The organism is Streptomyces sp. NPDC002795 (assembly GCF_042888725.1).
Classification (GTDB): domain Bacteria; phylum Actinomycetota; class Actinomycetes; order Streptomycetales; family Streptomycetaceae; genus Streptomyces.
Genome location: NZ_JBIAQB010000009.1, coordinates 15,811 through 39,262 on the forward strand (window position 1 = coordinate 15,811; position 23,452 = coordinate 39,262).

At 72.2% G+C, this 23,452-nt stretch carries 27 protein-coding genes; 18 read left to right on the plus strand and 9 right to left on the minus strand.

Annotation, left to right across the window (positions count from 1 at the left end; genetic code table 11):
* The first annotated feature begins 111 nt into the window (after nt 1-111).
* The 13 genes from ACFYWS_RS26285 to ACFYWS_RS26345 all read left to right on the plus strand — a co-directional run bounded on the left by ACFYWS_RS26285 (nt 112) and on the right by ACFYWS_RS26345 (nt 11,184).
* A complete protein-coding gene (locus ACFYWS_RS26285) occupies nt 112-1,023 on the plus strand; it encodes an ABC transporter ATP-binding protein (protein WP_389280576.1) in 912 nt (303 codons plus the stop codon).
* Nucleotides 1,016-1,768, plus strand: coding sequence for an ABC transporter permease (locus ACFYWS_RS26290; RefSeq protein ID WP_389280577.1), 753 nt, complete (start codon nt 1,016-1,018; stop codon nt 1,766-1,768). The genes ACFYWS_RS26285 and ACFYWS_RS26290 overlap by 8 nt, the downstream gene beginning before the upstream one ends.
* A 124-nt stretch (nt 1,769-1,892) precedes the next feature.
* A complete protein-coding gene (locus ACFYWS_RS26295) occupies nt 1,893-2,024 on the plus strand; it encodes an aborycin family tricyclic lasso peptide (protein WP_311306310.1) in 132 nt (43 codons plus the stop codon).
* A gap of 62 nt (nt 2,025-2,086) precedes the next feature.
* Complete coding sequence (locus ACFYWS_RS26300; protein ID WP_389280578.1) at nt 2,087-3,922, plus strand: lasso peptide isopeptide bond-forming cyclase; 1,836 nt, start codon at nt 2,087-2,089, stop codon at nt 3,920-3,922.
* A complete protein-coding gene (locus ACFYWS_RS26305) occupies nt 3,919-4,182 on the plus strand; it encodes a lasso peptide biosynthesis PqqD family chaperone (protein ID WP_389280579.1) in 264 nt (87 codons plus the stop codon). Before ACFYWS_RS26300 ends, ACFYWS_RS26305 begins: the two co-directional genes overlap by 4 nt.
* Nucleotides 4,179-4,607: a lasso peptide biosynthesis B2 protein gene (locus ACFYWS_RS26310; RefSeq protein WP_389280580.1), complete on the plus strand. Its 429-nt coding sequence runs from the start codon at nt 4,179-4,181 to the stop codon at nt 4,605-4,607. The genes ACFYWS_RS26305 and ACFYWS_RS26310 overlap by 4 nt, the downstream gene beginning before the upstream one ends.
* Complete coding sequence (locus tag ACFYWS_RS26315) at nt 4,604-5,575, plus strand: ATP-binding cassette domain-containing protein (protein ID WP_389280581.1); 972 nt, start codon at nt 4,604-4,606, stop codon at nt 5,573-5,575. Before ACFYWS_RS26310 ends, ACFYWS_RS26315 begins: the two co-directional genes overlap by 4 nt.
* Nucleotides 5,572-6,438 carry an ABC transporter permease gene (locus ACFYWS_RS26320; RefSeq protein WP_389280582.1) on the plus strand — a complete coding sequence of 289 codons (867 nt, stop codon included), beginning with the start codon at nt 5,572-5,574 and terminating at the stop codon, nt 6,436-6,438. Before ACFYWS_RS26315 ends, ACFYWS_RS26320 begins: the two co-directional genes overlap by 4 nt.
* Nucleotides 6,435-6,926 (plus strand): MauE/DoxX family redox-associated membrane protein, encoded by a 492-nt coding sequence (locus tag ACFYWS_RS26325; RefSeq protein ID WP_389280583.1) that lies wholly within the window; start codon nt 6,435-6,437, stop codon nt 6,924-6,926. The genes ACFYWS_RS26320 and ACFYWS_RS26325 overlap by 4 nt, the downstream gene beginning before the upstream one ends.
* A 4-nt stretch (nt 6,927-6,930) precedes the next feature.
* Nucleotides 6,931-7,671: a DsbA family protein gene (locus ACFYWS_RS26330; protein WP_389280584.1), complete on the plus strand. Its 741-nt coding sequence runs from the start codon at nt 6,931-6,933 to the stop codon at nt 7,669-7,671.
* A complete protein-coding gene (mslH, locus tag ACFYWS_RS26335; protein WP_389280585.1) occupies nt 7,668-8,993 on the plus strand; it encodes a lasso peptide C-terminal Trp epimerase in 1,326 nt (441 codons plus the stop codon). The genes ACFYWS_RS26330 and mslH overlap by 4 nt, the downstream gene beginning before the upstream one ends.
* Before the next feature lie 10 nt (nt 8,994-9,003).
* Complete coding sequence (locus tag ACFYWS_RS26340; protein ID WP_389280586.1) at nt 9,004-9,678, plus strand: response regulator; 675 nt, start codon at nt 9,004-9,006, stop codon at nt 9,676-9,678.
* 132 nt (nt 9,679-9,810) lie between these two features.
* Entirely contained in the window at nt 9,811-11,184 is a 1,374-nt protein-coding gene (locus ACFYWS_RS26345) for an MFS transporter (RefSeq protein WP_389281044.1), read from the plus strand.
* A gap of 9 nt (nt 11,185-11,193) precedes the next feature.
* Here ACFYWS_RS26345 and ACFYWS_RS26350 read toward each other — a convergent pair whose 3' ends face one another.
* From ACFYWS_RS26350 to ACFYWS_RS26375, 6 genes are all read right to left on the minus strand, one after another.
* Nucleotides 11,194-11,673: a hypothetical protein gene (locus tag ACFYWS_RS26350; protein WP_389280587.1), complete on the minus strand. Its 480-nt coding sequence runs from the start codon at nt 11,671-11,673 to the stop codon at nt 11,194-11,196.
* Nucleotides 11,674-11,717: 44 nt separating this feature from the next.
* On the minus strand, nt 11,718-12,623 hold the full coding sequence (locus tag ACFYWS_RS26355) for a glycosyltransferase family 2 protein (protein ID WP_389280588.1): 906 nt from the start codon (nt 12,621-12,623) through the stop codon (nt 11,718-11,720).
* 47 nt (nt 12,624-12,670) lie between these two features.
* A complete protein-coding gene (locus ACFYWS_RS26360) occupies nt 12,671-13,222 on the minus strand; it encodes an MOSC domain-containing protein (protein WP_389280589.1) in 552 nt (183 codons plus the stop codon).
* A 60-nt stretch (nt 13,223-13,282) separates the two neighbouring features.
* Nucleotides 13,283-13,618 carry a MazG-like family protein gene (locus tag ACFYWS_RS26365; protein ID WP_389280590.1) on the minus strand — a complete coding sequence of 112 codons (336 nt, stop codon included), beginning with the start codon at nt 13,616-13,618 and terminating at the stop codon, nt 13,283-13,285.
* A 19-nt stretch (nt 13,619-13,637) separates the two neighbouring features.
* Entirely contained in the window at nt 13,638-14,201 is a 564-nt protein-coding gene (locus ACFYWS_RS26370) for a DoxX family protein (RefSeq protein WP_389280591.1), read from the minus strand.
* Between the two features lie 110 nt (nt 14,202-14,311).
* On the minus strand, nt 14,312-15,082 hold the full coding sequence (locus ACFYWS_RS26375) for an SDR family oxidoreductase (protein ID WP_389280592.1): 771 nt from the start codon (nt 15,080-15,082) through the stop codon (nt 14,312-14,314).
* Nucleotides 15,083-15,191: 109 nt separating this feature from the next.
* On the opposite strand from ACFYWS_RS26375, the gene ACFYWS_RS26380 reads away from it, so the two are divergent.
* A complete protein-coding gene (locus ACFYWS_RS26380) occupies nt 15,192-16,823 on the plus strand; it encodes an alkaline phosphatase D family protein (RefSeq protein ID WP_389280593.1) in 1,632 nt (543 codons plus the stop codon).
* Nucleotides 16,824-16,832: 9 nt separating this feature from the next.
* Here ACFYWS_RS26380 and ACFYWS_RS26385 read toward each other — a convergent pair whose 3' ends face one another.
* A complete protein-coding gene (locus tag ACFYWS_RS26385) occupies nt 16,833-17,825 on the minus strand; it encodes a Gfo/Idh/MocA family protein (protein WP_389280594.1) in 993 nt (330 codons plus the stop codon).
* Nucleotides 17,826-17,931: 106 nt separating this feature from the next.
* Here ACFYWS_RS26385 and ACFYWS_RS26390 point away from each other — a divergent pair, with 106 nt between their 5' ends.
* The 3 genes from ACFYWS_RS26390 to ACFYWS_RS26400 are packed head-to-tail and all read left to right on the plus strand — an operon-like array spanning nt 17,932 to nt 21,401.
* Nucleotides 17,932-19,254, plus strand: a complete 1,323-nt coding sequence (locus ACFYWS_RS26390) for a multidrug effflux MFS transporter (protein WP_389280595.1) — start codon at nt 17,932-17,934, stop codon at nt 19,252-19,254.
* Entirely contained in the window at nt 19,251-20,375 is a 1,125-nt protein-coding gene (locus tag ACFYWS_RS26395; protein ID WP_389281046.1) for a serine hydrolase domain-containing protein, read from the plus strand. The genes ACFYWS_RS26390 and ACFYWS_RS26395 overlap by 4 nt, the downstream gene beginning before the upstream one ends.
* A gap of 42 nt (nt 20,376-20,417) precedes the next feature.
* Entirely contained in the window at nt 20,418-21,401 is a 984-nt protein-coding gene (locus ACFYWS_RS26400) for a small ribosomal subunit Rsm22 family protein (RefSeq protein ID WP_389280596.1), read from the plus strand.
* An 80-nt stretch (nt 21,402-21,481) separates the two neighbouring features.
* On the opposite strand, the gene ddaH is transcribed toward ACFYWS_RS26400, so the two are convergent.
* Nucleotides 21,482-22,312, minus strand: coding sequence for a dimethylargininase (gene ddaH, locus ACFYWS_RS26405; RefSeq protein WP_389280597.1), 831 nt, complete (start codon nt 22,310-22,312; stop codon nt 21,482-21,484).
* Nucleotides 22,313-22,413: 101 nt separating this feature from the next.
* A complete protein-coding gene (locus ACFYWS_RS26410) occupies nt 22,414-22,599 on the minus strand; it encodes a DUF6243 family protein (RefSeq protein ID WP_389280598.1) in 186 nt (61 codons plus the stop codon).
* A gap of 137 nt (nt 22,600-22,736) precedes the next feature.
* Between ACFYWS_RS26410 and ACFYWS_RS26415 the strand changes: the two genes are divergently transcribed.
* Nucleotides 22,737-23,396, plus strand: a complete 660-nt coding sequence (locus ACFYWS_RS26415; RefSeq protein WP_389280599.1) for a TetR/AcrR family transcriptional regulator — start codon at nt 22,737-22,739, stop codon at nt 23,394-23,396.
* Nucleotides 23,397-23,452: the final 56 nt, after the last annotated feature.

Genomic DNA, 23,452 nt, shown 5'->3' on the forward strand with positions numbered 1-23,452 from the left:
ATGGCCGGAACCGGCCTCATTCTCAAGTATGGGTTCGCGGCGCCGGGCCCGTGCGGTCTTCCCGTCCCGGGACCGATGTGGTCGCGGGAGGCGTCCCGGGAGACTCGTCGTGTGATCGAAGCCTTGAACCTGACCAAGCGCTACGGGGAGCACACCGTCGTCGGCGGGCTCACCTTCACGGTGCGGCCCGGGACCGTCACGGGGTTCCTGGGACCCAACGGAGCCGGCAAGTCCACGACCCTGCGGATGATGCTCGGCCTGACCCGCCCCGACGAGGGATCCGCGCGGATCGGCGGGCACCCCTACCAGCAGCTGCGCCACCCCGCCCGGCACGTGGGCGCCCTCCTGGAGACCTCGGCCGCGCACCGGAGCCTGACCGCGGTCGACCATCTGCGCTGGCTGGCCCGGAGCAACGGGATCCCGCGCCGGCGCGTCGACGAGGTCCTCGACGCGGTGGGGCTCACCGACGCCGCCCGGCGCCGCGTGGGAACCTTCTCGCTCGGCATGGGCCAGCGGCTCGGGCTCGCCGCCGCGCTGCTCGGCGACCCGCCCGTCCTGATGCTCGACGAACCCGTCAACGGTCTCGACGCGGAAGGCATCCGCTGGCTGCGGGAACTGCTGCGAGCGAAGGCGGCCGAGGGCCGCACCGTCCTCGTCTCCAGCCATCTGATGGCAGAGATGTCGATGGTCGCCGACCACCTCGTCGTCATCGACCGCGGCCGGCTCCTCGCCGACACGGGGATGCAGGACTTCATCCAGCGCCACGGACGCTCGTACGTACGCGTCCGCACACCTGAACCCGGCCCCCTGGGAAGGGAGTTGGAGCGCAAGGGCGCCGTCCTCGGCGTCGGCTCCGACGGCAGCACGGAGGTGTCGGGACTGACCGCCGCCGAGGTCAGCGGCGTCGCCGCCGCGGCCGGTCTCGTGCTCGACGAACTCAGCACGCACACCGCCTCGTTGGAGGAGACCTTCCTCACCATGGTCGGCAAGCAGGAGCAGCCCGGAAGGAACTCCCGTGTCTGAGGTCATCGCGGCGGTCAGGGCCGAGTTCATCAAGGTGCGCGCGATCCGCGCCACCTTCCTCGCGCTGCTCCTGTTCGTGCCGCTCAGTATCGCGATCGGCGCCCTCGGCGGCTGGTCCGCGAAGTCGGCGATCGAGTCCGACAACGGCATGCTGCGCGACGACTTCACCGCCCAACAGGCGGGCCTGGACGGCATTCTGTACGGGCAGCTCGCGCTGATCGTGTTCGGGGTGCTCGTGGTCAGCTCCGAGTACAGCTCCGGCATGATGCGCGTCTCGCTGCTCGCCGTGCCCCGGCGCGGCCGCCTCTACGCGGCGAAACTCACCGTCACCGCGGCCGCCGCGCTGCTCGTCGCGATCCCCGTCACCGTCGTCGGCTACCTGGCCACGCAGGCCGCGCTCGGCCCGCACGGCGCGTCCATCAGTGACGACGGCGTGCCCGGCGCGCTGGCCGGAGCGGTGCTCTATCTGACGCTGATGAGCCTGTTCGCCGCCGGGGTGGCAGCCGCCGCACGCAGCGCCGTCCTGCCCCTCGCGATCATGCTGCCGATGGTGCTCGCCGGGTCGCAGATCCTCTCCGTCATCGGGGCGACGAAGGAACTCGCCCGCTACTTCCCCGACCGGGCCGGCACCCAGATGCTCACCGTCGACGCGGACCACGCCGTACGCGGCTGCGTCGTCCTGCTCGTATGGACCGCGGCGGCGCTCGCCCTCGGCTACGTACGGCACCGGCGGTGGGACGCGTGACGGGACCTGGGTGAGGCACTTGTCCCACGACTTTGGGACATGCCATGCCATAGCTTCCTCTCTGTCAGTCGCTTCCGGGCCGTACAGGTCGGCCCGGACGACCGGCTCAACCGGGAGGAAATCCATGTCTGTTGAGATCTACGAGCCCCCGATGCTCCAGGAAGTCGGCGACTTCGACGAGCTCACCAAGTGCCTCGGCGTCGGCAGCTGCAACGACTTCGCCGGCTGTGGTTACGCCGTCGTCTGCTTCTGGTGAACACCTGCGGTGCCGGTGTGTCCACTCGGACACACCGGCACCGCCCGGGGGAACGGGACGACATGGAATTCGCAGTTCTGCCGGACTGCCCGGCGGCGGCCGCGCCCGCCGCGGACCTGCCGGCGAGGCGCAGGATCGACCACGCGTCGGGACGGCCCTGGATCCTGGGCGACTGGCCCGAGGGCGAGGCCGTCGTGATCGAGGCCGGGCCGCGCCGGATGGTGGTCATCGGGCACACCGACCTCGACGAGAACACCGCGGCCGACCGGCTCGGCCGACTGCGCACCCCGCGCGACGCCGACCGGATCGCCACTCAACTCACCGGAAACTTCCACCTGTTGGTGTCGATGGACGGGCAGACCCGCGTCCAGGGTTCCGTCGTCGGCGTCCGACAGATCTACGCGGCCGCCGTCGACGGCGTCACCGTGGCGGCGAGCGGCGTGGCACCGCTCCAGCGGCTCACCGGCGCCGGCCTCGACGAGACCGTCCTCGCCGCCCGGCTGCTCGCGCCGGGCGGAGCCCCCTGGCCCCTCGCCCAGCGGCCCGTCCGCCGCGGCATCGAGGCGCTCAGGACCGGACACTGGCTGCACCTCGACGCGGACGGCCGCGCCCGGCAGGTGCGCTGGTGGCGGCTGCCCGAGGCGACGCTGTCGCTGGCCGAGGGCGCGGGCGCCGTCCGCTCGGCCCTGACCGACGCGCTCGCCGCCCGCGTACGCCCCGACCGGACGATCAGCGCCGACCTGTCCGGCGGCATGGACTCCACCTCGCTGTGCTTCCTCGCCGACGTGGCGGGCGCCGACCTCGTCACGTACCACGTGGCCCCCCTCGACAGCGCGAACGAGGACACCGCGTGGGCACACAAGGCGTCCGCCCTGCTGCCGCGGGCCCGCCACCACACGCTCACCTCTGACCGCGCCGAGAACCTCTTCGACGTCGGCTACACCGCCGACCACGCGGACGCCGCACCCGAAGGCCCGTCGACCTGGGCCTCCGGACTCACCCACATCCGCGACCTCGCCCGGCGCGCCCACGGCGAGGGCTCCGCACTGCACCTGAGCGGCTTCGGCGGCGACGAACTCTTCGGCCGGATGCCCACCTCCGCCTGGTCGTTGGCGCGCGCCCGGCCCGTCAGCGGCCTGCGCCTGGTCAACCGCTACCGGCTCGCCAACCGCTGGTCGTGGGGCGGCACCGTACGGGCCCTCGCCGACCGGTCGACGTTTTCGCGCGGCCTCGCCCGGGTCGCCGCCCGGATCGGCGACCCGCCCCCGCCGCTCGACGAACCCGACTTCGGCTGGGTGTTCGCGCCCCGGATGCCCGCCTGGGCGACGCCGGAAGCGGTGGCCGAGGTCCGACGACTGCTCACCAGGGCCGCCGCCGAGCAGCCCGAACCGCTGGACGCGGACCGGGCCCGGCACCAGGCGCTCGCCTCCCTCGTCTTCGAGGGCTCCACGATCCGCCAGGTCAACACGGCCCTCGCGGGCACCGGCATCGTCTGGGACGCACCGTTCCTCGACGACCGGGTGATCGAGGCCGCACTCGCCACCCGTGTCGAGGAACGCCTGGCGAGCGGCCGGTTCAAGCCGCTGCTGACCGACGCGGTGCGCGGCGCCGTGCCCGACGGCATCCTCGACCGCCGCGACAAGGGCGAGTTCAGCGCCGAGGCGTTCCGCGGCCTCGCCCGCAACCGGGCCCGGATCCTGGAACTCGCCGAGGACTCGCGCCTCGCCGGACTCGGCCTCATCGACCCGGAGAAGTTCCGGGCCGCGGTCCTCAACCCGGGCCCGATGTCCCACCATCTCCAGCCGATCGACACCACCGTGGCGTGCGAGAGCTGGCTCCGTACGCACACGAGCCCCCAGCGGGACGCGGATGTCCAGGACACAGGAGTACGCAGATGAAGCTGAGCCTCGCCCGCGACGTCACGCTCACCGACGTCGAGTCGGGGGCCGTCCTGCTCGACGGACGGCACGGCCGGTACTGGCAGTTGAACGCCTCGGGATCCGCCGTCCTGCGCAGGCTGCTCGACGGGCACGCCCCCGACGAGGTCGCCGCGAGCATGTCCGAGGTGGCGCCGGTCGCCGAGGACCGGGCGCGCAAGGACGTGCAGGCGCTCATCGACTCGCTCAGCGCGGCGCACCTGCTGGAGGTCACCCCGTGACCACCCCCGCCGTCGCCGAACACGCGGCCCGCCTCCCCCTGCGCCACCAGCTCGCGCCCCGCTGCGCGGCCGGCGCCGCCCGCCTCCTGGTCCGGCTGCCACCGGCCCGCCTGCACCGCGTCCTCGGCGTGCTCAGCCGCGGCGCCCGGCCCGCCGCGTACGCCGACGTCGCCCGCGCCCGCCGCTCCGTCGTCTCCGTCAGCACCCGGTGCGCGGGCCTCGGCTGCCTCCAACGCTCCGTCGCCACCGCCCTGTTGTGCCGGTCGAAGGGCCGCTGGGCCGACTGGTGCACCGGCTTTCGCACTCAGCCGTTCGGGGCGCACGCCTGGGTCGAGGTCGAGGGGCGCCCGGTCGACGAACCCGGCGAACTCAGCGCGTTCCGCACCGTCCTCGCCGCACGCCTGCCGGAAGGAGGCCGCACATGACAGCCACCGCGATCAGGGCCGAGGCCCTCTACGCGTACTACGGCACCCACGCGGCCGTGAACGGACTCGAACTGGCCGTGCCGGAAGGCTCGACGTTCGGCTTCCTCGGCCCGAACGGCGCCGGCAAGACGACCACCATCAGCATGCTCACCACCTTGCTCAAGCCCACCGCGGGCCGCGCGGAGGTGGCCGGCTTCGACGTGGCGACCCAGGCCGCCGAGGTCCGCCGCAGCATCGGCATCGTCTTCCAGGAGTCCACTCTGGACCAGGAGTTGACGGCGACCGAGAACCTCCGCTTCCAGGCCGATCTGTGCGGGATGCCGCGCCACGAATCGCGCACGGCGATCGCGGCGATGCTCGACCTGATGGAGCTCTCCGAGCGCAGCAGGGTTCCCGTACGGCAGTTCTCCACCGGCCTGCGACGCCGTCTGGAGATCGCCCGCGGGCTGCTCGGCTCGCCCCGCGTCCTCTTCCTCGACGAACCGACGACAGGCCTCGACGCGCAGACCCGCGCCGCCGTCTGGGAGCACCTCGACCGGCTGCGGCGAGAGCAGGGCATCACCCTGTTCTTCACCACGCACCAGCTGGAGGAGGCCGAGCACTGCGACGAGGTCGCGATCGTCGACCGCGGCAAGGTGATCACGCAGGGAACGCCCGCCGAGCTGAAGTCCGTGATCGGCTCCGACCTCGTGATGCTGTCCACCGAGGACGACGCGCGCGCCGTCGACACGCTCGCCGAACGGTTCGGGATCGCGGCCGAACTCAACCCGGACGGAGTGCTGTTGAGGGTCGCGAACGGCGCCGCGCTCGTGCCCCGGCTGTGCACCGGCCTCGGCCTCACCGTCAAGGCGGTGTCCATCGCGCCGCCCACCCTCGACGACGTCTTCCTGCACCACACCGGGTCCGAGATCCGGGAGAGCGCGGCGAACGCGCACACTCTCGGCACGATAGGGGAGGGACTGCGGTGAGCCGCACCGACACCATCGCCCAGACGCCCGTCGAAGAGCGGCCCCGCGCCGCCCCCGACCGGCGGCCGGGCGCCCTGCGCCCCTATCTCCTGCTGTGGCGGCGGGAGATGATCCGCCTGCGCCACAACCCCGTACGCCTCGCCATGGGCCTGGTCACACCGCTGCTGTTCCTCGTCGTGCTCGGCACCGGGCTCGACGCGGCGTCCGGCAACCTCGGCAAGGCCCAGCTCAACGACTACCGCGCCTTCCTGTTCCCCGGCGTGCTCGTCATGTCGGTGCAGGCACCGGCGATCGCCGTGGGCATCTCACTCGTCTGGGACCGCAGGCTCGGCGTGCTGCGGCAGATGCTCGTCGCCCCGTTCCCGCGCCCCAGCATCGTCCTCGGGCTCGCCCTCGGCGGCGCCACCACCGGCGGCATCTACGGCCTGCTCGTGCTCTGTGTCGGCGGCATCGCGAGCATCCGCTACGAGCCCGTACTCCTGCTCGTCCTCGTCGAGGTCTTCCTGGTCTCCCTGCTGTTCACGGCGCTCGGTCTGCTCGCGGCGGTGACGATCCGGCAGGTCGACACCTTCCAGGTCGTCGTGAACCTGAGCCTGATGCCGCTCATGTTCTTCTCCGGCGCGATGTTCCCGCCGAACGGTCTGCCCGGCTGGCTCGCCGTCGTCGTCAAACTCAACCCCCTGACGTACGGGGTCGACGCCGTCCGCAGGACACTGCCGGGCCCCGACGTGCTCAGCTCCGACCAGACACGACTGATGATCGGCGACTGGCAGCCGCCCGTCGCCGCCGAACTCGGGCTCCTCGTCGCGATCATCGCGCTCGCGCTCGGCGTGGCCACGTACCGGTTCTCCCGGACGAAATGAGCGCCGCACTGATGGTCGGCGCGCGGCTGCTGCTCGCCGGCGTCCTGGGCTACGCGGGCCTGGTGAAGATCGGCGACCTCGCGAACGCCGAACGCTCGGTCGCCGTCTACCAGATCGTCACCGGCGACACGGCCCAACTCGTGGGCGGCGCACTGCCGTTCGTCGAGATCGCGGTGGCGCTGCTGCTCGTGGCCGGGCTCGCCACCCGGGCGGCGGCAGTCGTCACGGCCGCACTCCTCGCCGTCTACATCGCGGCCATCGCCTCGGTGTGGGCACGCGGCCTGTCCATCGACTGCGGCTGCTTCGGCGGCGGAGGCACCCTCACGGAAGGTGCCGAGAGCGGCTACGTCATCGACATCGCCCGCGATCTGCTCCTGCTCGCCGCGGCCGTCCTTCTTGTCCGCAACCCACGCACGCGCTACGCCCTGGACCGCCTGGTCCTCGACATCCCCGACGCACGAGATGCCAGAGACGCAAGAGGTGACTAGCCCCATGGAGCCCACGAACACCACGAGCACCACGGACGCATCTGTACGGGACATGGTCCGCAAGCGGCACCGCAGGCGGCGCACCGTCGTCGTGTCGACCGTCGCCGCAGTCGTCGTCACCGCGGCCGCGCTCGTCGGCGCGGGCCTGGTGAAGGCGAACGACTCCGACCCGGGCAAGGCCCCCGACCGGGCACCCGCGGGGGTGGCCGGCGACAAGGCGGGGATCACGGCGTCGAAGGGGGAGGTCCGCGTCGACCTCTACCTCGACTACCTCTGCCCCGAGTGCCGCAACACCGAGCGCTCCATGGCCCGCACGCTGAAGACCCTGACGGCGAAGGGAGACATCCGTCTCGTCTACCACCCCGTCGCGTTCCTCGACGACTACAGCAGTCCCGGCGGCTACTCGACGAGGGCGGCGTCCGCCGCGGCCTGCGCGGCGGACGCGGGCAAGTTCGAGGAGTACACGGCCGTCCTCTTCGAGAAGCAGCCCCCCGAGCGGGGCCCCGGCCTGAGCGACACCCAGCTCATCAAGTCCGCCGCCGACGCGGGGATCACCGACGCCTCCTTCGCGCGCTGCGTCCGCGACGCCCCGCACAAGCCGTGGGTGCGCTACGTGTCCGACGTGGCAGCCTCCCGCAAGGTGTCCCTGACCCCGACCGTCATGGTCGCCGGGGAACGGATCGACGTCACCGGCGGGAAGGCCGCCGGCGAGCTCACCCGCGCCGTCGCGAAGGCCCGCCGATGAGCCGCCTCACCGTGGCGCTCTCCGGCGACGCCATGGCCACCAGGGGTGCGCCGATCACCGACGGGCCGGCCGCGCGGGACCTGCGCGAGCTGTTGCGCGGCGCCGACTTCGCGTTCACCAACCTGGAGGTCGTGCCCAGCGTGGGGCGCGGCCACCCGGTCCACAACGCCGCGGGCGGCGGCGCCCTCGTCGCCGACGCGGGCGTGCTCGACGGGCTCACCGACGCGGGCTTCACCGTGTTCGGCTGCGCCAACAACCACGCCCTCGACATGGGCGTGGAAGGGCTGCTCGGCACGGTCGACCTGATGACCGCGCGAGGCCTCCCGTTCGCCGGGATCGGCGCCGACCTGACGGCCGCGCGACGCCCCGTCTACGTCGACCGTCCCGGCGGCAGCCTGGCCCTGATCGCGTGCAGCGCCACGTTCCTGCCGGGGCAGGAGGCGGCCCCACCCTCGCCCGACCTGCCCGGCCGGCCGGGCGTGAGCGCGCTGCGGCACAGTGCCACCCTCGACGTGACCGCCGCGCAGCTCGACGTCCTGCGCGCGATCGACGCGGAGACGGGCCTGCGGGCGCGCCGGGCGGAGGCGCGCACCCTGCTCGGCATCGACCCCGCGCTGCCAGGACCCGGCCGGTACACGCTGTACGGGGCGCGGTTCCGGGAGGCGGACGAGCCCGGCATGACGACCGCCTGCGACCCGGGGGACCTCGCCGACATCGGGCGGTGGATCGCCGAGGCGCGCACCCGGGCCGACCTCGTCCTGGTCAGCGTGCACTCCCACGAGCCGGGCCCGACACCCGAGGAACCCGGCGAGTTCCTCCGCACGTTCGCCCACCGGGCGATCGACGCGGGCGCGGACATGGTCGCCGGGCACGGGCCGCACTTCCTGCGCGGCATCGAGCTGTACCGGGGCCGCCCGATCTTCTACAGCCTGGGGAACATCGTCAGTCAGATCGAGCTCGCCGACCGGCTCCCCGCCGAGGACTACGCGAACCTCCCGAACCTCCAACAGCCCACCCCCGGGAGGTACTTCGACGAACTGAGCGGCCACGGCCGCCGTCTGTTCGCCCCGCACCGCCGCTACTGGCGCTCGCTCGTACCGGTCCTCACCTTCGACGACGGCGAGCTGACCGAGGCCCGTCTGCACCCCGTCGACCTGGGCTTCGGCGAACCCGTCCACCGCCGCGGCCGTCCGCGTCTGGCCGGGCAGACCGAGGCCAAGGAGATTCTCACGGACGTCGCCGAACTCTCAGCGCCTTACGGCACGCAGGCGACGGACAGGGGCGACGGCATCGGCGAACTGGCCCTGCCGGGCAACGGATAATGTTCCCCTCATGACTGGAGCCGTGCGGGTACTGATCGCCGACGACCAGACGCTGCTGCGCGGAAGCTTCCGTGTCCTCGTCGACTCGACGCCCGGCATGGCCGCCGTCGGCGAGGCGGGCGACGGCGCGACCGCGGTGCGGCTCGCCCGCGAACTGCGACCCGACGTCGTCCTGATGGACCTGCGGATGCCCGTCATGGACGGCATCGCGGCCACCCGGCAGATCTGCGCCGACGCGACCCTCTCCGGCGTGCGGGTCCTGGCCCTCACCATGTTCGACATGGACGAGTACGTGTACCCGGCGCTCCAGGCGGGCGCGAGCGGCTTCCTCCTCAAGGACGCCTCACCGACCGAACTCGTCCAGGGGATCCGGGTGATCGCCACCGGCGAGAGCGTCCTCGCCCCGACGGTCACCCGCCGCCTCATCGCGAACTTCTCCCGCCCGCCCGCCGCCCCGACTCCCGCGCCCCGACTCGTCGGCCTCACCCCGCGGGAGCAGGAGGCGCTCGTCCTCGTCGCCAACGGCCTGTCGAACGCGGAGATCGGCGAGCGCCTGGTGATCAGCCTGCCGACCGTGAAGACCCACGTCAGCAGCCTCCTCGCGAAACTTCACGCCCGGGATCGCGCGCAGCTGGTCATCATCGCGTACGAGAGCGGGCTCGCGGAGCCGGGGATGCCGGGCTGAGACGGCTTACTGCCGCGCGTCCATTACGCCAGGCCAGAAGCGGAATCAAGGCCTTCATTTAGCTGCCGCTTACAGCTAACGTCTGTGCCCATGAGTGAGCAGGGCGTCACGGGGGCTGCCGCCACCCCGGACATGAACGACACGACGGACCCGGTCGGCAGGCTCGACCGGCTGCCCGTCGGTCCGTGGCACCGGCGGCTGACCGCGATCGTCGGCATCGGAGCCTTCTTCGACCTCTACGAGGTGTTCCTCGGCGGCGTGCTCGCCGCCGCGCTCGCCGAGTCCTGGCAGCTGTCGGGCACCGAGAAGTCGTGGCTGATCGCCTCCGGGTTCCTGGGCATGTTCGTCGGCGCCAATGTGCTGTCCGTGCTCGCCGACCGGTTCGGGCGACGGAAGATGTTCCTGGTCAACCTGGGGCTCTACTCGCTGTTCTCGCTGGCCTGCGCCTTCGCCCAGGACGCGACCCAGCTCTCCGCGCTCCGCTTCCTCGCCGGCCTCGGCCTCGGAGCCGAACTGGTGCTGGTCGACACGTACTTGGCGGAATTCCTGCCGCGCAAGGTGCGCGGGCGCTACATCGCCTGGGCCTACACCCTCGGCTTCGTCGGTGTGCCCGTCGCGGCACTGCTCGGCGCACGGCTCGTCGCCAAGCACGAGCTGTTCGGGGTCGACGGCTGGCGCTGGCTGCTCGTCGGGGGCGCGCTCGGCGCCGCGTTCATCCAGCTCCTGCGGACCCGGCTGCCGGAATCTCCGCGCTGGCTGGCCTCGCGGGGACGGACGGCCGAAGCGGATGCGGTCGTGCGGGCCATCACCTCTCAAGCCCCTGCGGCGATTGAGCAGCGGGGCCCGGGGCAGAGCCCCGCGACCGCAACCCCGGTACAGCGAGCCGAAGCCGCGGACACCCAAAAGGTGCCGCTGGGCCAGATGTTCAAGGCCCCGTACCGACGCCGCACCATCATGTGGTGGATCTTCCAGATCCTGCAGACCGTCGGCTACTACGGCTTCGGCTCGCTCGCGCCCGTCGTCCTCCAGGCCAAGGGACACACCGTCACGGAGTCCCTCTCGTACGCGGCCCTCAGCTACCTCGGCTACCCGGTGGGATCGGCGCTGTCCGTGCCGCTGATCGACCGGATCGAGCGGCGCACGCTCATCATCCTGTCGGCGCTCGGGATCGCCGCGTTCGGCCTGGTCTTCGGGTTCGCGGAGGCGTCCTGGCTGATCGTCGGGGCGGGCTTCCTGCTCACCGTGTGCTCCAACGTCTTCTCGAACGCCTTCCACGTCTACCAGACGGAGATCTTCCCGACGGGCATGCGCTCCAGCGCCATCGGCATCGCGTACTCGCTGTCCCGGCTGACCTCGGTCGTGCTGCCGTTCATCGCGATCGACGTGCTCGAAGACCTGGGCGCGGACGCGGTGTTCATCGGGTCGGGTGTGTTGATGCTGATCCTGTGCCTGAACGTACGGCTGCTCGGGCCGCGGACCACCGGGCGGAGCCTGGAGTCGATCTGACGAGGGCCGTCACGCCACTCGCACGTGCGGGCGCGACGCCGCGATGAAGTCGTGGATCAGGCCCCGCGACTCGTCCCGTACGAGACGGAGTTCCTCGCGGTCGTCGGCCGTCATGATGCGGTCGACGGACGCCATCGCCTCGCGGGCGAGCGTGGTCAGGGCCGGGTCCGCGGTGAGGAGGTCGACGCGGAACATGGCCTCCATGGCCGCCGTCCTCAACCGCTGTGCCTCGCGGCGCAGTTCGTGGACGTCGACCGTCTCGCCCGGCCGGTCGACGTGCGTGGGGAACCAGCGGTCCAGCTGTCCCCGCCGGTAGTTGTCGAGCGCCCCACCGAACGCGCAGTAGGCGGCGATGCGTTCCTGGCGGAGCTGTTCGGCGCGCGCGAAGTTCTGGCCGCGGGCCGCCGTACGGCTCTGCAGTATGTGGCTCAGGGTGGCGCCCAGCAGGGTGCCGAGGACCGCGATGACACTGGTGGCGACGACAATCATGGGGCCAGCGAAGCACCTGAGGGCGGGTGCTGACCCCCGTACGGTCAGATCAGCGGCGGGCGCCCGAGCCGCGTCATCCGCCACACCGTCCGCCACCGCATCGGCCGCCGCTCACCGGCGGACGCGCGCAGGCCCTCGGCGAAGCCGCCCGCCCAGGCGCGCAGGCCGCCGAGGGAGCGAGTACGCAGCAGGGTGATGCCCGTCCACACCGCCAGGTACAGGGGGATCAGCGGGAGGGGGAGGCGGCGGCGGGCCAGCCAGACCCGGTTACGGGCGGTCATCCGGTAGTAGACGGCGTGCCGGGCCGGGGACGTCTTGGGGTGCTGGAGCAGCAGCGCCGGCTCGTACAGCACCTTCCAGCCCGCATCCAGGGCCCGCCACGCGAGGTCGGTCTCCTCGTGCGTGAAGAAGAAGTCGGCGGGCCAGTCACCGGTCTCTTCGAGCATCTTCATAGAGAAACCGTGCGCGCCACCGAGGAACGCGGTCACGAGGCCCCGCTTCATCGGGTCCTTCGCGCGCAGCCTCGGCACATGGCGGCGCTGGGTCTCGCCGAGCTCGTCGGCGATGCGGAAGCCGACGATGCCGAGCCCGGGGTCCTCGGCGAACAGGTGCTGAATGGTGGAGAACACATCGGCGTCGACGAGCAGCCCGTCGTCGTCGAGCTCCACGGCCACGTCCACGTCGCCGAACTCGCGCAGCCGGGCGAGGGCGACGTTGCGGCCGCCGGGGCAGCCGAGGTTGTCGTCCAGCTCGACCGTCGTGACCTCGAACGGGTAGCCGGGGTACGCGGGCAGCGGCGTTCCGTTGCCGATCATGACGACGCGGGTCGGCACCGCATCCTGCTTGGCCACCGATTCCAGGAGGGCGTCCACGTCCTTGGGGCGGTTGCCCATGGTGACGATGGCCACACCCAGGCGCGGGAGTTCGGTGCTGTGGTGCCTGTCAGTCATGGCGGCGATGGTAGCCGTTCACCTGACGTCCCCTACCCGTGTGGGGTTCAGACCTTCTCCAGCGGCCGGAACGGTTCGGCGGGCAGCTCCACCCGGATCGTGTCACCGGCCCTGACCTCGCCGCCGTCCCGTACGACGCTCATGACTCCGGCCTTCCGCACGAGCTCGCCGGTCTCCGGGTCCCGCCCCACGACCTGCTTGAGGAGCCCGTCCTGGAACGCCTCGATCTGAACGCACGGGTTGCGCAGCCCCGTGACCTCGACGACGGCGCCGCCCTCGCCGAGGTGCAGCAGCGTCCCGGTGGGCAGGGCCAGCAGGTCGATGCCGCGCGTGGTGACGTTCTCACCGAGCTCGCCGGGCCGCACCGCGTGCCCCGCCCCGGCGACCTCCCCGAACAACTCCTCGTGCATCAGGTGCACTTGGCGGAGATTCGGCTGCGTCGGGTCCTTGGCGACGCGGGAGCGGTGCTTGACGGTGACACCCGCGTGCACATCGCCCTCGACGCCGAGCCCCGCGAGCAGCGTGATGCTCTGCCGGTTCGGCTTGGTGAAGGAGTACGTCCCGTTACTGCTGACCGCCGTGACGATGCCGCTGTCCACTCCGTGCCCCCTGTGACCATGGCCAATGATCCCCGCCAGCGTAACCGGGAGGGGGTCCGGTCAGGGGCCTGATCGGCCCAGGGAGCGCTCCGCCACCTTCGCCACGTGCGCGCTGAGCGCACCCCGCGGGTCCGGCGTCAGCGTGCCGAGGGCGACCAGAGCCGTCACGACCACGTCGCACAGCTCCGACTCGACGTCACCCCAGGAGTGGCTGACGCCCTTGCGCGGGTTCTGGCCGACCGCGCCGATCACCGCCTCGGAGACCTCGCCGACCTCCTCCGAGAGCTTCAGCATCCGTAGGAGGAGGGCCTCTTGGGGCGGGCGGGCGTTGTTGGCGTCGAGCCAGGCGCGCAGCTGGTCGATCGTGGTCCACAGGGCGTCGTCGTTCGTCGTCACGGGCGACGAGACTAGAGGCTTATTCCTCTTCCTTGGCGTCCTGCGCCGCGGCCACCTGCTTGTTGCGCGTCGCCACCACGGCCAGCGCCGCAGCGCCCGCCCCGACGAGCGCCGCCGGCACCATCCAGTGCCGGTCCAGGGCGTGGCCGAGCGCGTGGTCGAGGGAGTAGCGGCCCGCGCCGGTCACCGCGAGGCCCGCCGCGACGAAGCCGAGGAACGCCGGGTACTCGTAGCCGCCGCCCTGCGCGAAGAACCCGTTCGGCGCGTGCACCGCGGCCGCGCCCGCCATGGTCCCGGCGGCGGCCGCCCCGCCCACCGGCGTCGCGAGCCCGAGCACGAGCAGCGCCCCGCCGCCCGCCTCCCCGAGCCCGGCCGCGACGGCGCTGGCCTTGGGCGGGTGGTACCCCATGGCCTCCATGCCGGCGGCCGTGCCGGACAGCCCGCCGCCCCCGAACCAGCCGAGGAGTTTCTGCGCGCCGTGCACGGCGAGCACCCCGCCGGTGCCGACGCGCAGCGCGAGCAGCCCGAGGTCGCGGCGCCCGGGGCAGGAATTACGAGACGTACGAAAACGTGAGCAGGTCATGACTTCACCGTCCGTCAGTCGTCCGGCCCGCACGCGGTGCGCGGGCCCGTTCGAGTGACAGTAGTTCAGTGGATCAAGACCGCACGCCGGGGCTCGGGGGCAGTCGGGGATCAGCCCCGGCCGATGTACGGCATGTTCGTCGCCAGGACCGTCGCGAACTGGACGTTCGCCTCCAGTGGCAGTTCCGCCATGTGCCGCACCGTGCGGCCCACGTCCGCGACGTCCATCACCGGCTCCGCCGCCAGCTCACCGTTCGCCTGCGGGATGCCGCGCTGCATGACCTCGGTCATGTCGGTCGCCGCGTTGCCGATGTCGATCTGGCCGCAGGCGATCCGGTAGGGGCGGCCGTCCAGGGAGAGCGACTTCGTCAGGCCGGTCAGGGCGTGCTTCGTCGTCGTGTACGCGATCGAGCGCGGGCGCGGCGCGTGCGCCGAGATGGAGCCGTTGTTGATGATCCGGCCGCCCCGCGGGTCCTGCTCCTTCATCTGCCGGAACGCCGCCTGGGCGCACAGGAACGCCCCGTTGAGGTTGACGTCGACGACGTGGCGCCACGCGTCGTACTCCAGGTCCTCGATGCCCACGCCGCCGGGGCCGAACGTGCCCGCGTTGTTGAAGAGCAGGTCGAGGCGGCCGAAGTGGTCGCGGACGGTGGCGAAGAGGGCCGCCACGGCCGCCGGGTCCGACACGTCAGCGCGGACCGCGAGGGAGTCGGCGTCCGGGGCGAGCGCCGCGGTCGCCTCCAGGGTCTCGGTGCGGCGGCCCGCGAGGGCCACGCGCCAGCCCGCGCGCAGCAGTTCCAGGGCGACGGCCCGGCCGATGCCGGAGCCTGCCCCGGTGACGACGGCGGTGCGCGAAGCGGGGTCCGTTTGCGAAGCGTTCATGAGGCCGCAGCGTACGGGTCGCGCGGCCACGCGGAGATCATCGATCCGACATGTGGCTGTTGTGTACGTGACAGTCCACGGTCGTCCCCGGCCACTGCAATAACGCTTCATGCCTCACATACCGCAGCACGCAGCCGAACTTCGCGTCGCCGCCCAGCACTTGGGCCGCAGAAGATTCCTCACCGTCACCGGAGCCGCCGCCGCGCTCGCCTTCGCGACCAACCTGCCGACCGCCGGCACCGCGGCCGCCGCCGAACTCGACGCCCGGAAGATCAAGAGCGACCCCTTCACGCTCGGCATCGCCTCCGGCGACCCGCTCCCCGACTCCGTACTGCTGTGGACGCGGCTCGCCCCGTCCCCGTACGAGACCGGCGGCGGGCTGCCCGCCGCCCGCGTCGACGTGGCCTGGGAGCTGGCGCTCGACGAGAGGTTCCGGCGGGTCATCAGGCGCGGCACCACCACCGCGCACCCCGAGTACAACCACTCCGTGCACGTCGAGGTCGCGGGGCTCGCCGCGGGCCGCGTGTACTACTACCGCTTCCGCGCGGGGAGTTGGGTGAGTCCGGCCGGCCGCACCCGCACCGCGCCCGCCGCCGGCGCGAAGACCTCCGCGCTCACCCTCGCCGCCGTGTCCTGCCAGGCGTACCACGACGGATACTTCACCGCGTACAAGCACCTGGCGCAGGAGGACGTCGACGTCGTCTTCCACCTCGGCGACTACCTCTACGAGTACGCCGTCACCTCCGTCGGCGGCGCCCGGAACTACACCGACCGCGTCCTGCCCGACGTCTTCAACCGGGAGACCACGACGCTGGCGGACTACCGGCTGCGGTACGCCCTCTACAAGACCGACGAGAACCTGCGCGCCGCGCACGCCGCGCACCCCTTCGTCGTCACCTGGGACGACCACGAGACCGAGAACAACTACGCGGGCGACACCGACGAGAACGGCAATCCGCCCGAGGAGTTCCTGCTGCGCCGCGCCTCCGCGTACCGCGCGTACTGGGAGAACCAGCCGCTGCGCCGCCCCCAGGTCCCCAGCGGCCCGGACATGAAGGTCTACCGGCGGCTGCACTGGGGCCGGCTCGCCCAGTTCGACATCCTCGACACCCGCCAGTACCGCACCGACCAGGCCAACGGCGACGGCTGGAAGACCCCGACGCCCGAGTCCGAGGCCACCTCGCAGACGCTGCCCGGCTTCACCCAGGAGCGCTGGCTGACCGACGGCTGGCGCGACTCGCGGGCACTGTGGAACGTCGTGCCGCAGCAGGTCACGTTCTCCCGCCGGAACAACGCCGCCGCGGGCAACACGACGCTCTCCATGGACTCCTGGGACGGCTACCCGGCCTCCCGCGAGCGGATCCTCAAGGGCGCCGAGGCGGCCCGCGTCGAGAACCTGATGGTCCTCACCGGCGACGTGCACGTCTCGTACGCCATGGACATCAAGCGGGACGCCGACGACCAGGACTCGCGCACGGTCGGCACCGAGATCGTCACGACGTCCGTCGCCAGCGGCAAGGACGGCTCCGCCAAGCCGTCCAACTGGGCCGGGTACCTCGCCCGTAACCCGCACATGAAGCACTACAACGGTCAGCGCGGCTACACGACCGTGGAGCTGGGGCAGGACGCGGCGCGGGCCGACTTCAAGACGGTGTCCGCGGTGACCACGCCGGGGGCGGCCCTCACCACGGCGGCCTCGTTCGTGACGGCCGTGGGAGAGCCCGGACTCAAGCCCGCGTAACGCCGGGCGTCACTCGCCGGGATAGCGGACGCCGACCCGTTCCCTGACGGCGTCGAGCGTCCGCATCACGGCGAGCGAACCCTCCAGCGGCACCAGCGGCGACTCCGTGTCGCCCGCCCGGATCCGCCGCATCACCTCGATCGCCTCGTGCCGCATGGAGTCGTGCGGCCCGTCCTCCGGCGCCGCCACGAACTCCTCCGGGTCCCGCCCGTCCCGGTGCAGCACGAACCGCTCCGGGGAGAAGAACGCGCCCGGCACGTCGATCCGCCCGGCCGACCCGGTGACCGACGCGGTCACGCCCGTACCGGCGTTGAGCGCGCAGTGCAGCAGCGCCCGCGCCCCGCTGTCCCACGAGAGCAGCATCCCGGTCTGGAGGTCGACGCCCTCGTCGGAGAGCTGCGCGGACGCCGTCACGGCGGAGGGCTCCCCGAGCAGCAGATGCGCGAACGACACCGGGTACACCCCGAGGTCCAGGAGCGCGCCGCCGCCCTGTGCGGGATCACGCAGCCGGTGCGCGGGCGGGAAAGGCCCGGCGAGACCGAAGTCGGCCTGCACCGTGCGGACTTCACCGATCGCCCCTTCGTCGACGAGCGTCTTCATCCGCCGCACCAGCGGATGGCAGTACATCCACATGGCCTCCATCAGGAACACGCCCCGCGAGCGCGCGAGCGTCACCAGCTCCGCCGCCTCCCGCGCGTTCAGCGTGAACGCCTTCTCGCACAGCACCGGGCGGCCCGCCTCCAGGCAGAGCCCGGCGGCCTCCCGGTGCGCGGCGTGCGGTGTCGCGACGTACACGACATCCACATCCTCGTCCGCCGCGAGCGAGGCCCAGTCGCCGTACGCCCGCTCGATGCCGAACCGTTCGGCGAACGCCTTCGCGGAGGCATCCTTGCGCGAGGCCACCGCCACCACCTCGGCATCCGGCAGATCCAGCAGATCGGCCGTGAACGACGCGGCGATCCCACCCGTCGCGAGGATTCCCCAGCGCACCCGCTCTGTCATCGTGCCCACCCGCTTCACATATTGGTCTCAACCGCACCGCCGAGCTGAGAGCATAGGGAATCGCACAGATGGCCGGGAGAGACGAAGGGAAACGAGGGGCAACGGGATGAAGGACAGCGGATGTTCCACCGGGAGCACCACGGGGGAGGACGCGACCGGTGAGGTCCGCACCGGGACCCCAACACCCGTTCCCAAGGCGGTCGTCGGGGCCGGCGCGAGCCTCCTCGTCACCTTCATCCTCGGCGGGCTGACCGCCGTACCGCCGCTCTCCATGGACATGTACCTCCCGGCCCTGCCGGAGGTCACCGAGGTGCTGCACACCTCGGCCGCCACCGCCCAGCTCACCCTCACCGCCTGCCTGACCGGCATGGCGCTCGGGCAGCTCGTGGTCGGCCCGATGAGCGACAAGTGGGGCCGCCGCAGGCCGCTGATCGTCAGCCTGCTGATCTACATCGTGGCCACCGCGATCTGCGCCTTCGCGCCGAACGCCACGCTGCTCATCGCCTTCCGGCTGATGCAGGGGCTCGCCGGCTCGGCGGGCATCGTGATCGCCCGCGCCGTGGTCCGCGACCTCTACGACGGCGTCGCGATGGCCCGGTTCTTCTCCTCGCTGATGCTGATCTCCGGCATCGCCCCGATCCTCGCGCCGCTGATCGGCGGCCAGGTCCTGCGGTTCACCGACTGGCGCGGCGTCTTCGTCGTGCTCACCGGCATCGGCATCGCGCTCACCGCCGTCGTGTGGAAGTTCCTGCCGGAGACCCTCGCGCCCGAGCGGCGGCACAGCGGCGGCACCGGGGAGGCGCTGCGCACGATGCGCGGCCTGCTCGCCGACCGCGTCTTCCTCGGCTACACCCTCGTCGGCGGCTTCGCCTTCGCGGCGCTCTTCGCGTACGTGAGCGCCAGCCCGTTCGTGATCCAGGAGATCTACGGGGCGTCCCCGCAGACCTTCAGCCTCCTCTTCGGGCTCAACTCGATCGGCCTGATCGCCGTCGGCCAGCTCAACGGCAAGGTGCTCGTCGGCCGGGTCGACCTCAACAAGGTGCTCGGCATCGGCCTCACCCTGGTCGTCCTCGCCGCCGCCTTCCTCCTCCTGGCCGCCAGCGGCGTCTTCGGCACGCCCGAGGAACTCGGCCTCGCCCCCGTCGCCGCGGGCCTCTTCGTCCTTATGGCCTGCATGGCCCTGACCACGCCCAACACCAACGCCCTCGCCCTCATGCGCACCCCGCACGCGGCGGGCTCCGCGTCCGCGCTGCTCGGCACGTCCTCGTTCCTGATCGGCGCCATCGCCTCCCCGCTCGTCGGCATCGCGGGCGAGCACACGGCGGTCCCGATGGCGCTGGTCCAGCTCGTCTGCGGAATCGTCGCGGCGCTCGCCTTCGTGACCCTGTGCCGCCCCTGGCAACAGCGCGCGGCGGGTGAGCAGCGCTGAACACGCCAAGACTGCGGCACGGCACCCCCGAGCGGGCGGGGCTCGACGGGGAGCAGCTCGCCGGGCTCGTCTCCGATGTGCGCCGGCTGCCCGAGGGGGCGCGGCCCTGGTGCGCCGGGGTCGTCGCGCTCGCCGGGCGCGGACCGGTGATCGCGGTGGAGGCGGCGCACGGCTGGGCGGCGCGCTACGCGTCGTACGACGAGGCGACGGACACGGGAATCGAGCTGCCGCCCGAGGCCCGCGTCCCGATGACGGCGGACACCCCCTTCGACCTGGCCTCACTCACCAAGCTCTTCACCTCGATCGCCGCCGTGCAGCAGATCGAGCGCGGCAGACTCGGCATCGACGCGAAGGTCGCCGCCTACGTCCCCGAGTTCACGGCCGCGGCCAGGGGCGCCATCACGGTCCGCCAGCTCCTCACCCACACCTCGGGCCTGCGCCCCGAACTCCCGCTGTACGACGCCCCGGACGCCGCCGCGCGGGCGGCGCTGCTGCACGCGGAGGCGCCGTCCTCGCCCCCGGGCGACTACCTCTACTCCGACCTGAACATGCTGCTCCTCCAGCACGTCCTCGAACGGATCACGGACCGCCCCCTCGACGTCCTCATCCACGAGGGCATCACCCGCCCCCTCGGCATGACCGCCACGTCGTACGGGCCGCGCCCCGACGCCGCCGCCACCGAGGACCAGCGCCGCCCCTGGGCGAAGGCCGACCGGGGCATGCTGCGCGGCGAGGTGCACGACGAGAACGCCTGGGCGCTCGGCGGCGTGGCCGGCCACGCGGGCCTCTTCTCCACGGCGTACGACCTCGCGGTCCTGTGCCGCACGCTCCTCACCGGCGGCTCCTACGGCACGGCCCGCATTCTCGGCCCCGACTTCGTCGACCTGATGCTGACGCCGCCCGGCCTCGGCTTCCGCCTCGACCAGTCGTGGTTCATGGGCGAACTGGCGGGCCGCGGCGCGGCGGGCCACACCGGCTTCACGGGTACGTCCCTGGTCATCGACCCGGCGACCGACACCTTCCTGATCCTCCTCGCCAACACCGTGCACCCCCGCCGCCGCGGCCCCGCCAACGCGCCGCGGGTGGCGGCGGGGAACCGGGTGGCGCGGGCGGTGGTGTGACGCGGACCCGTGGCCACCGCCACCACTCCGTAGAATCGCGGGGTGAACGCCCCGCTCCAGTCGGCCTCCGACACCCTCCGGTCCACCCTCGCCGCGCTCCTCGACGGCCTCCCGCCCACGCAGGCGGCGAAGGCCGTCGAGCGGCTCATCGCGAACTACCGGGGGACGACTCCGACCGACGCCCCGATCCTGCGCGAGCGGGCGGACGTCGTGGCGTACGCGGCGTACCGGATGCCGGCCACGTTCGAGGCGGTGCGCTCCGCGTTCGACGCGCTGGACGCCGCGGCCGACTGGCGGCCCGCCGGGCACCTGGACATCGGGGGCGGCACGGGCGCGGCCGTGTGGGCGGCGCAGGACGTGTGGCCGGGGGAGCGGGCCACGACGGTCGTCGACTGGTCGCAGCCCGCGCTCGACCTCGGCCGTGAACTGGCCGTGACGCAGGGCGAGTTGGCGGACTCCGTACGCTGGGAGCGGGGGCGGATCGGCGCGCACGACACCCCCGAGGCCGACCTCGTCACCGTCTCGTACGTGCTCAAGGAGCTGACCGAGGGCGACCGCGCGGTCGTCGTCGACGCCGCCGCGCGGGCCGCCACCGGCGCCGTCGTGATCATCGAGCCCGGCACCCCGGACGGCTACACCCGCGTCATCGAGGCCCGGGACCGGCTCATCGCCGCCGGGTTCCACATCGCCGCGCCCTGCCCGCACAGCGCCGCCTGCCCCATCGTGCCCGGCACGGACTGGTGCCACTTCTCGGCGCGGGTCGCCCGCTCCTCGCTGCACCGCCAGATCAAGGGCGGCTCCCTCGCGTACGAGGACGAGAAGTTCGCCTACGTCGCCGCGACCCGCTTCGCTCCGACCCCGGCGCCGGCCCGGGTGATCCGCAAACCCCAGACCCGCAAGGGCCAGGTCCTCCTCGACCTGTGCGAGCCGGAAGGGGCCTTGCGGCGGATCACGGTAACGAAGAAGCACGGCGAGGCGTACAAGACCGCACGAAACGCGCAGTGGGGCGACGGCTGGGCCTTTTAAGCCCCTCCGGCGATTGAGGAGCGGGGTCCGGGGCGGAGCCCCGCGCCCCCAACCACGGTGCGGGCCGACGGGGCTTCCGGTCAGCGAAGCTCAAGCGTGCAGCACTTCACACTCCCGCCCCCCTTCAACAACTCACCCAGATCCATCCCCACCGGCACGAACCCCCGCTCCCGGAGCGGCCCGAACAACCCCACCGCCCCCTGCGGCAGCACCACGTTCCGGCCGTCCGACACCGCGTTGAGGCCGAAGGCCACCGCATCCTCCTCGGAGGCGATCAGCGCGCCGGGGAACATCCGCCGCAGCACCGCCCGGCTCCCGGGCGAGAACGCCGCCGGGTAGTACATGACGGAGTCCTCCGCGTCGTCCAGGACCGCGAGCGCCGTGTCCAAGTGGTAGAAGCGCGGGTCGATCAGATCGAGCCCGATCACCGGCCGCCCGAACACCTCCTGCGCCTCCCCGTGGGACAGCGGCGAGGCCCGGAAGCCGCGCCCCGCGAGCACGTACGAGGCGGTGACGGCGAAGTCCCCCTCGCCCTCGTTGACATGGACGGGCTCGTGGACCTCGGCGTAGCCGTGCGCCCGGAACCACTCCAGGTGCGCGGCGGCCTCGGCCTCCCGCTCCCGGTGCGCGAACCGGGCACCGAGCACCCGGCCGTCCACCACGGTCGCGCCGTTCGCCGCGAACACCATGTCCGGGAGGCCGGGGCGCGGGTCGAGCACCTCGACGGTGTGGCCGAGCCCGCGGTAGCGATCCCGCAGGTCCTCCCACTGGGCGACCGCGAGCGGGACGTCGACGGGTTTCGTCGGGTCCATCCACGGGTTGATCGAGTACGTGACCTTGAAGTGTGCCGGTGGGCACATGAGATAGCGCCGGGGTGTGGCGCGACGTTCGACAAGGCGCGGATTACGCAATGAGGGCTCCTCACGACCGCAGTGCTGGGTGGAAGCCCATGGTGCGGTCGGAGGAGCCCTCGGGGCTGTGAACCGAACGGGTGGTTCACGGCTGGCCCTGATCACGAAGCGTCGTGCGTGCCGCGCTTCTCCTGGAGTTTGCGCAGAAGCTCACGCTTCTGCGCCACGGGGTCGGGGCCCCCGCCACCCACGCGTCCACCGCGGCCGCCGCCGCGCATCGCCTTGCGGGACATGTTGCTGCGGCCGCCGCCGACGCCCAGCATGCCGCCTGCTCCACCTCGGGTCATGGTCGTACTCCTTCACTCGTTGCGACGATACGTATCGTCTCGTTGCGTTGACGTGCTCCACTGTGGGCGAGACGATGCGTCTTGTCAAGAGCTTACGAGACGGTACGTCTCGGCTCGCTCGCTGCTACATTCGAACCATGTCAGCCACGAAGAGCCAGTCGGCGAAGAAGGCCGTCCCCGACGCCACCCGCCGCAGCGAACGCTCCCGCCGCGCGATCTACGACGCCGCCCTCTCCCTCGTCGGGGAGATCGGCTACCCGCGCACCACCATCGAGGGCATCGCCGCCCGCGCCGGTGTCGGCAAGCAGACGATCTACCGGTGGTGGGGCTCGAAGGCCGAGGTCCTCATGGAGGCCTTCGTCGACCTCAACGAACGCAACACCGAGGTCGCCGCCGAGCGGCACCCCGGCTACCCGGGCGACCCGGCCGCCCTCCCCGACTCCGGCGACATCGAGGCCGACTTCAAGCTGCTGCTGCACGCCACCGTCGACGTCCTCAAGGACCCCGTGTTCGAGGCCCCGGCCCGCGCGCTCGCCGCCGAGGGCCTGGCCGACCGCGCGTTCTCCGAGGAGTTCGTCGCCCGGCTGCTGATGCCGGGCCTCGACCTGTACGCCGACCGGCTGCGCACCGCGCAGGACGCGGGCCAGGTCCGCGCCGAGGTCGACCCGCTGATCGCCCGCGACCTGTTCTCCGGACCGCTCGCCCAGCGCTGGCTGCAGAACACCGGCCCGCTCGACCACGCGTACGCGGACACGATCGTCGAGTACGCCCTCTATGGCATCGGCCCCCGTAGCTAGTCGCAGCCCCCCTCACCCACCCCGGATGTGGACTGTGGCCACCCGAAGCGCAGGAT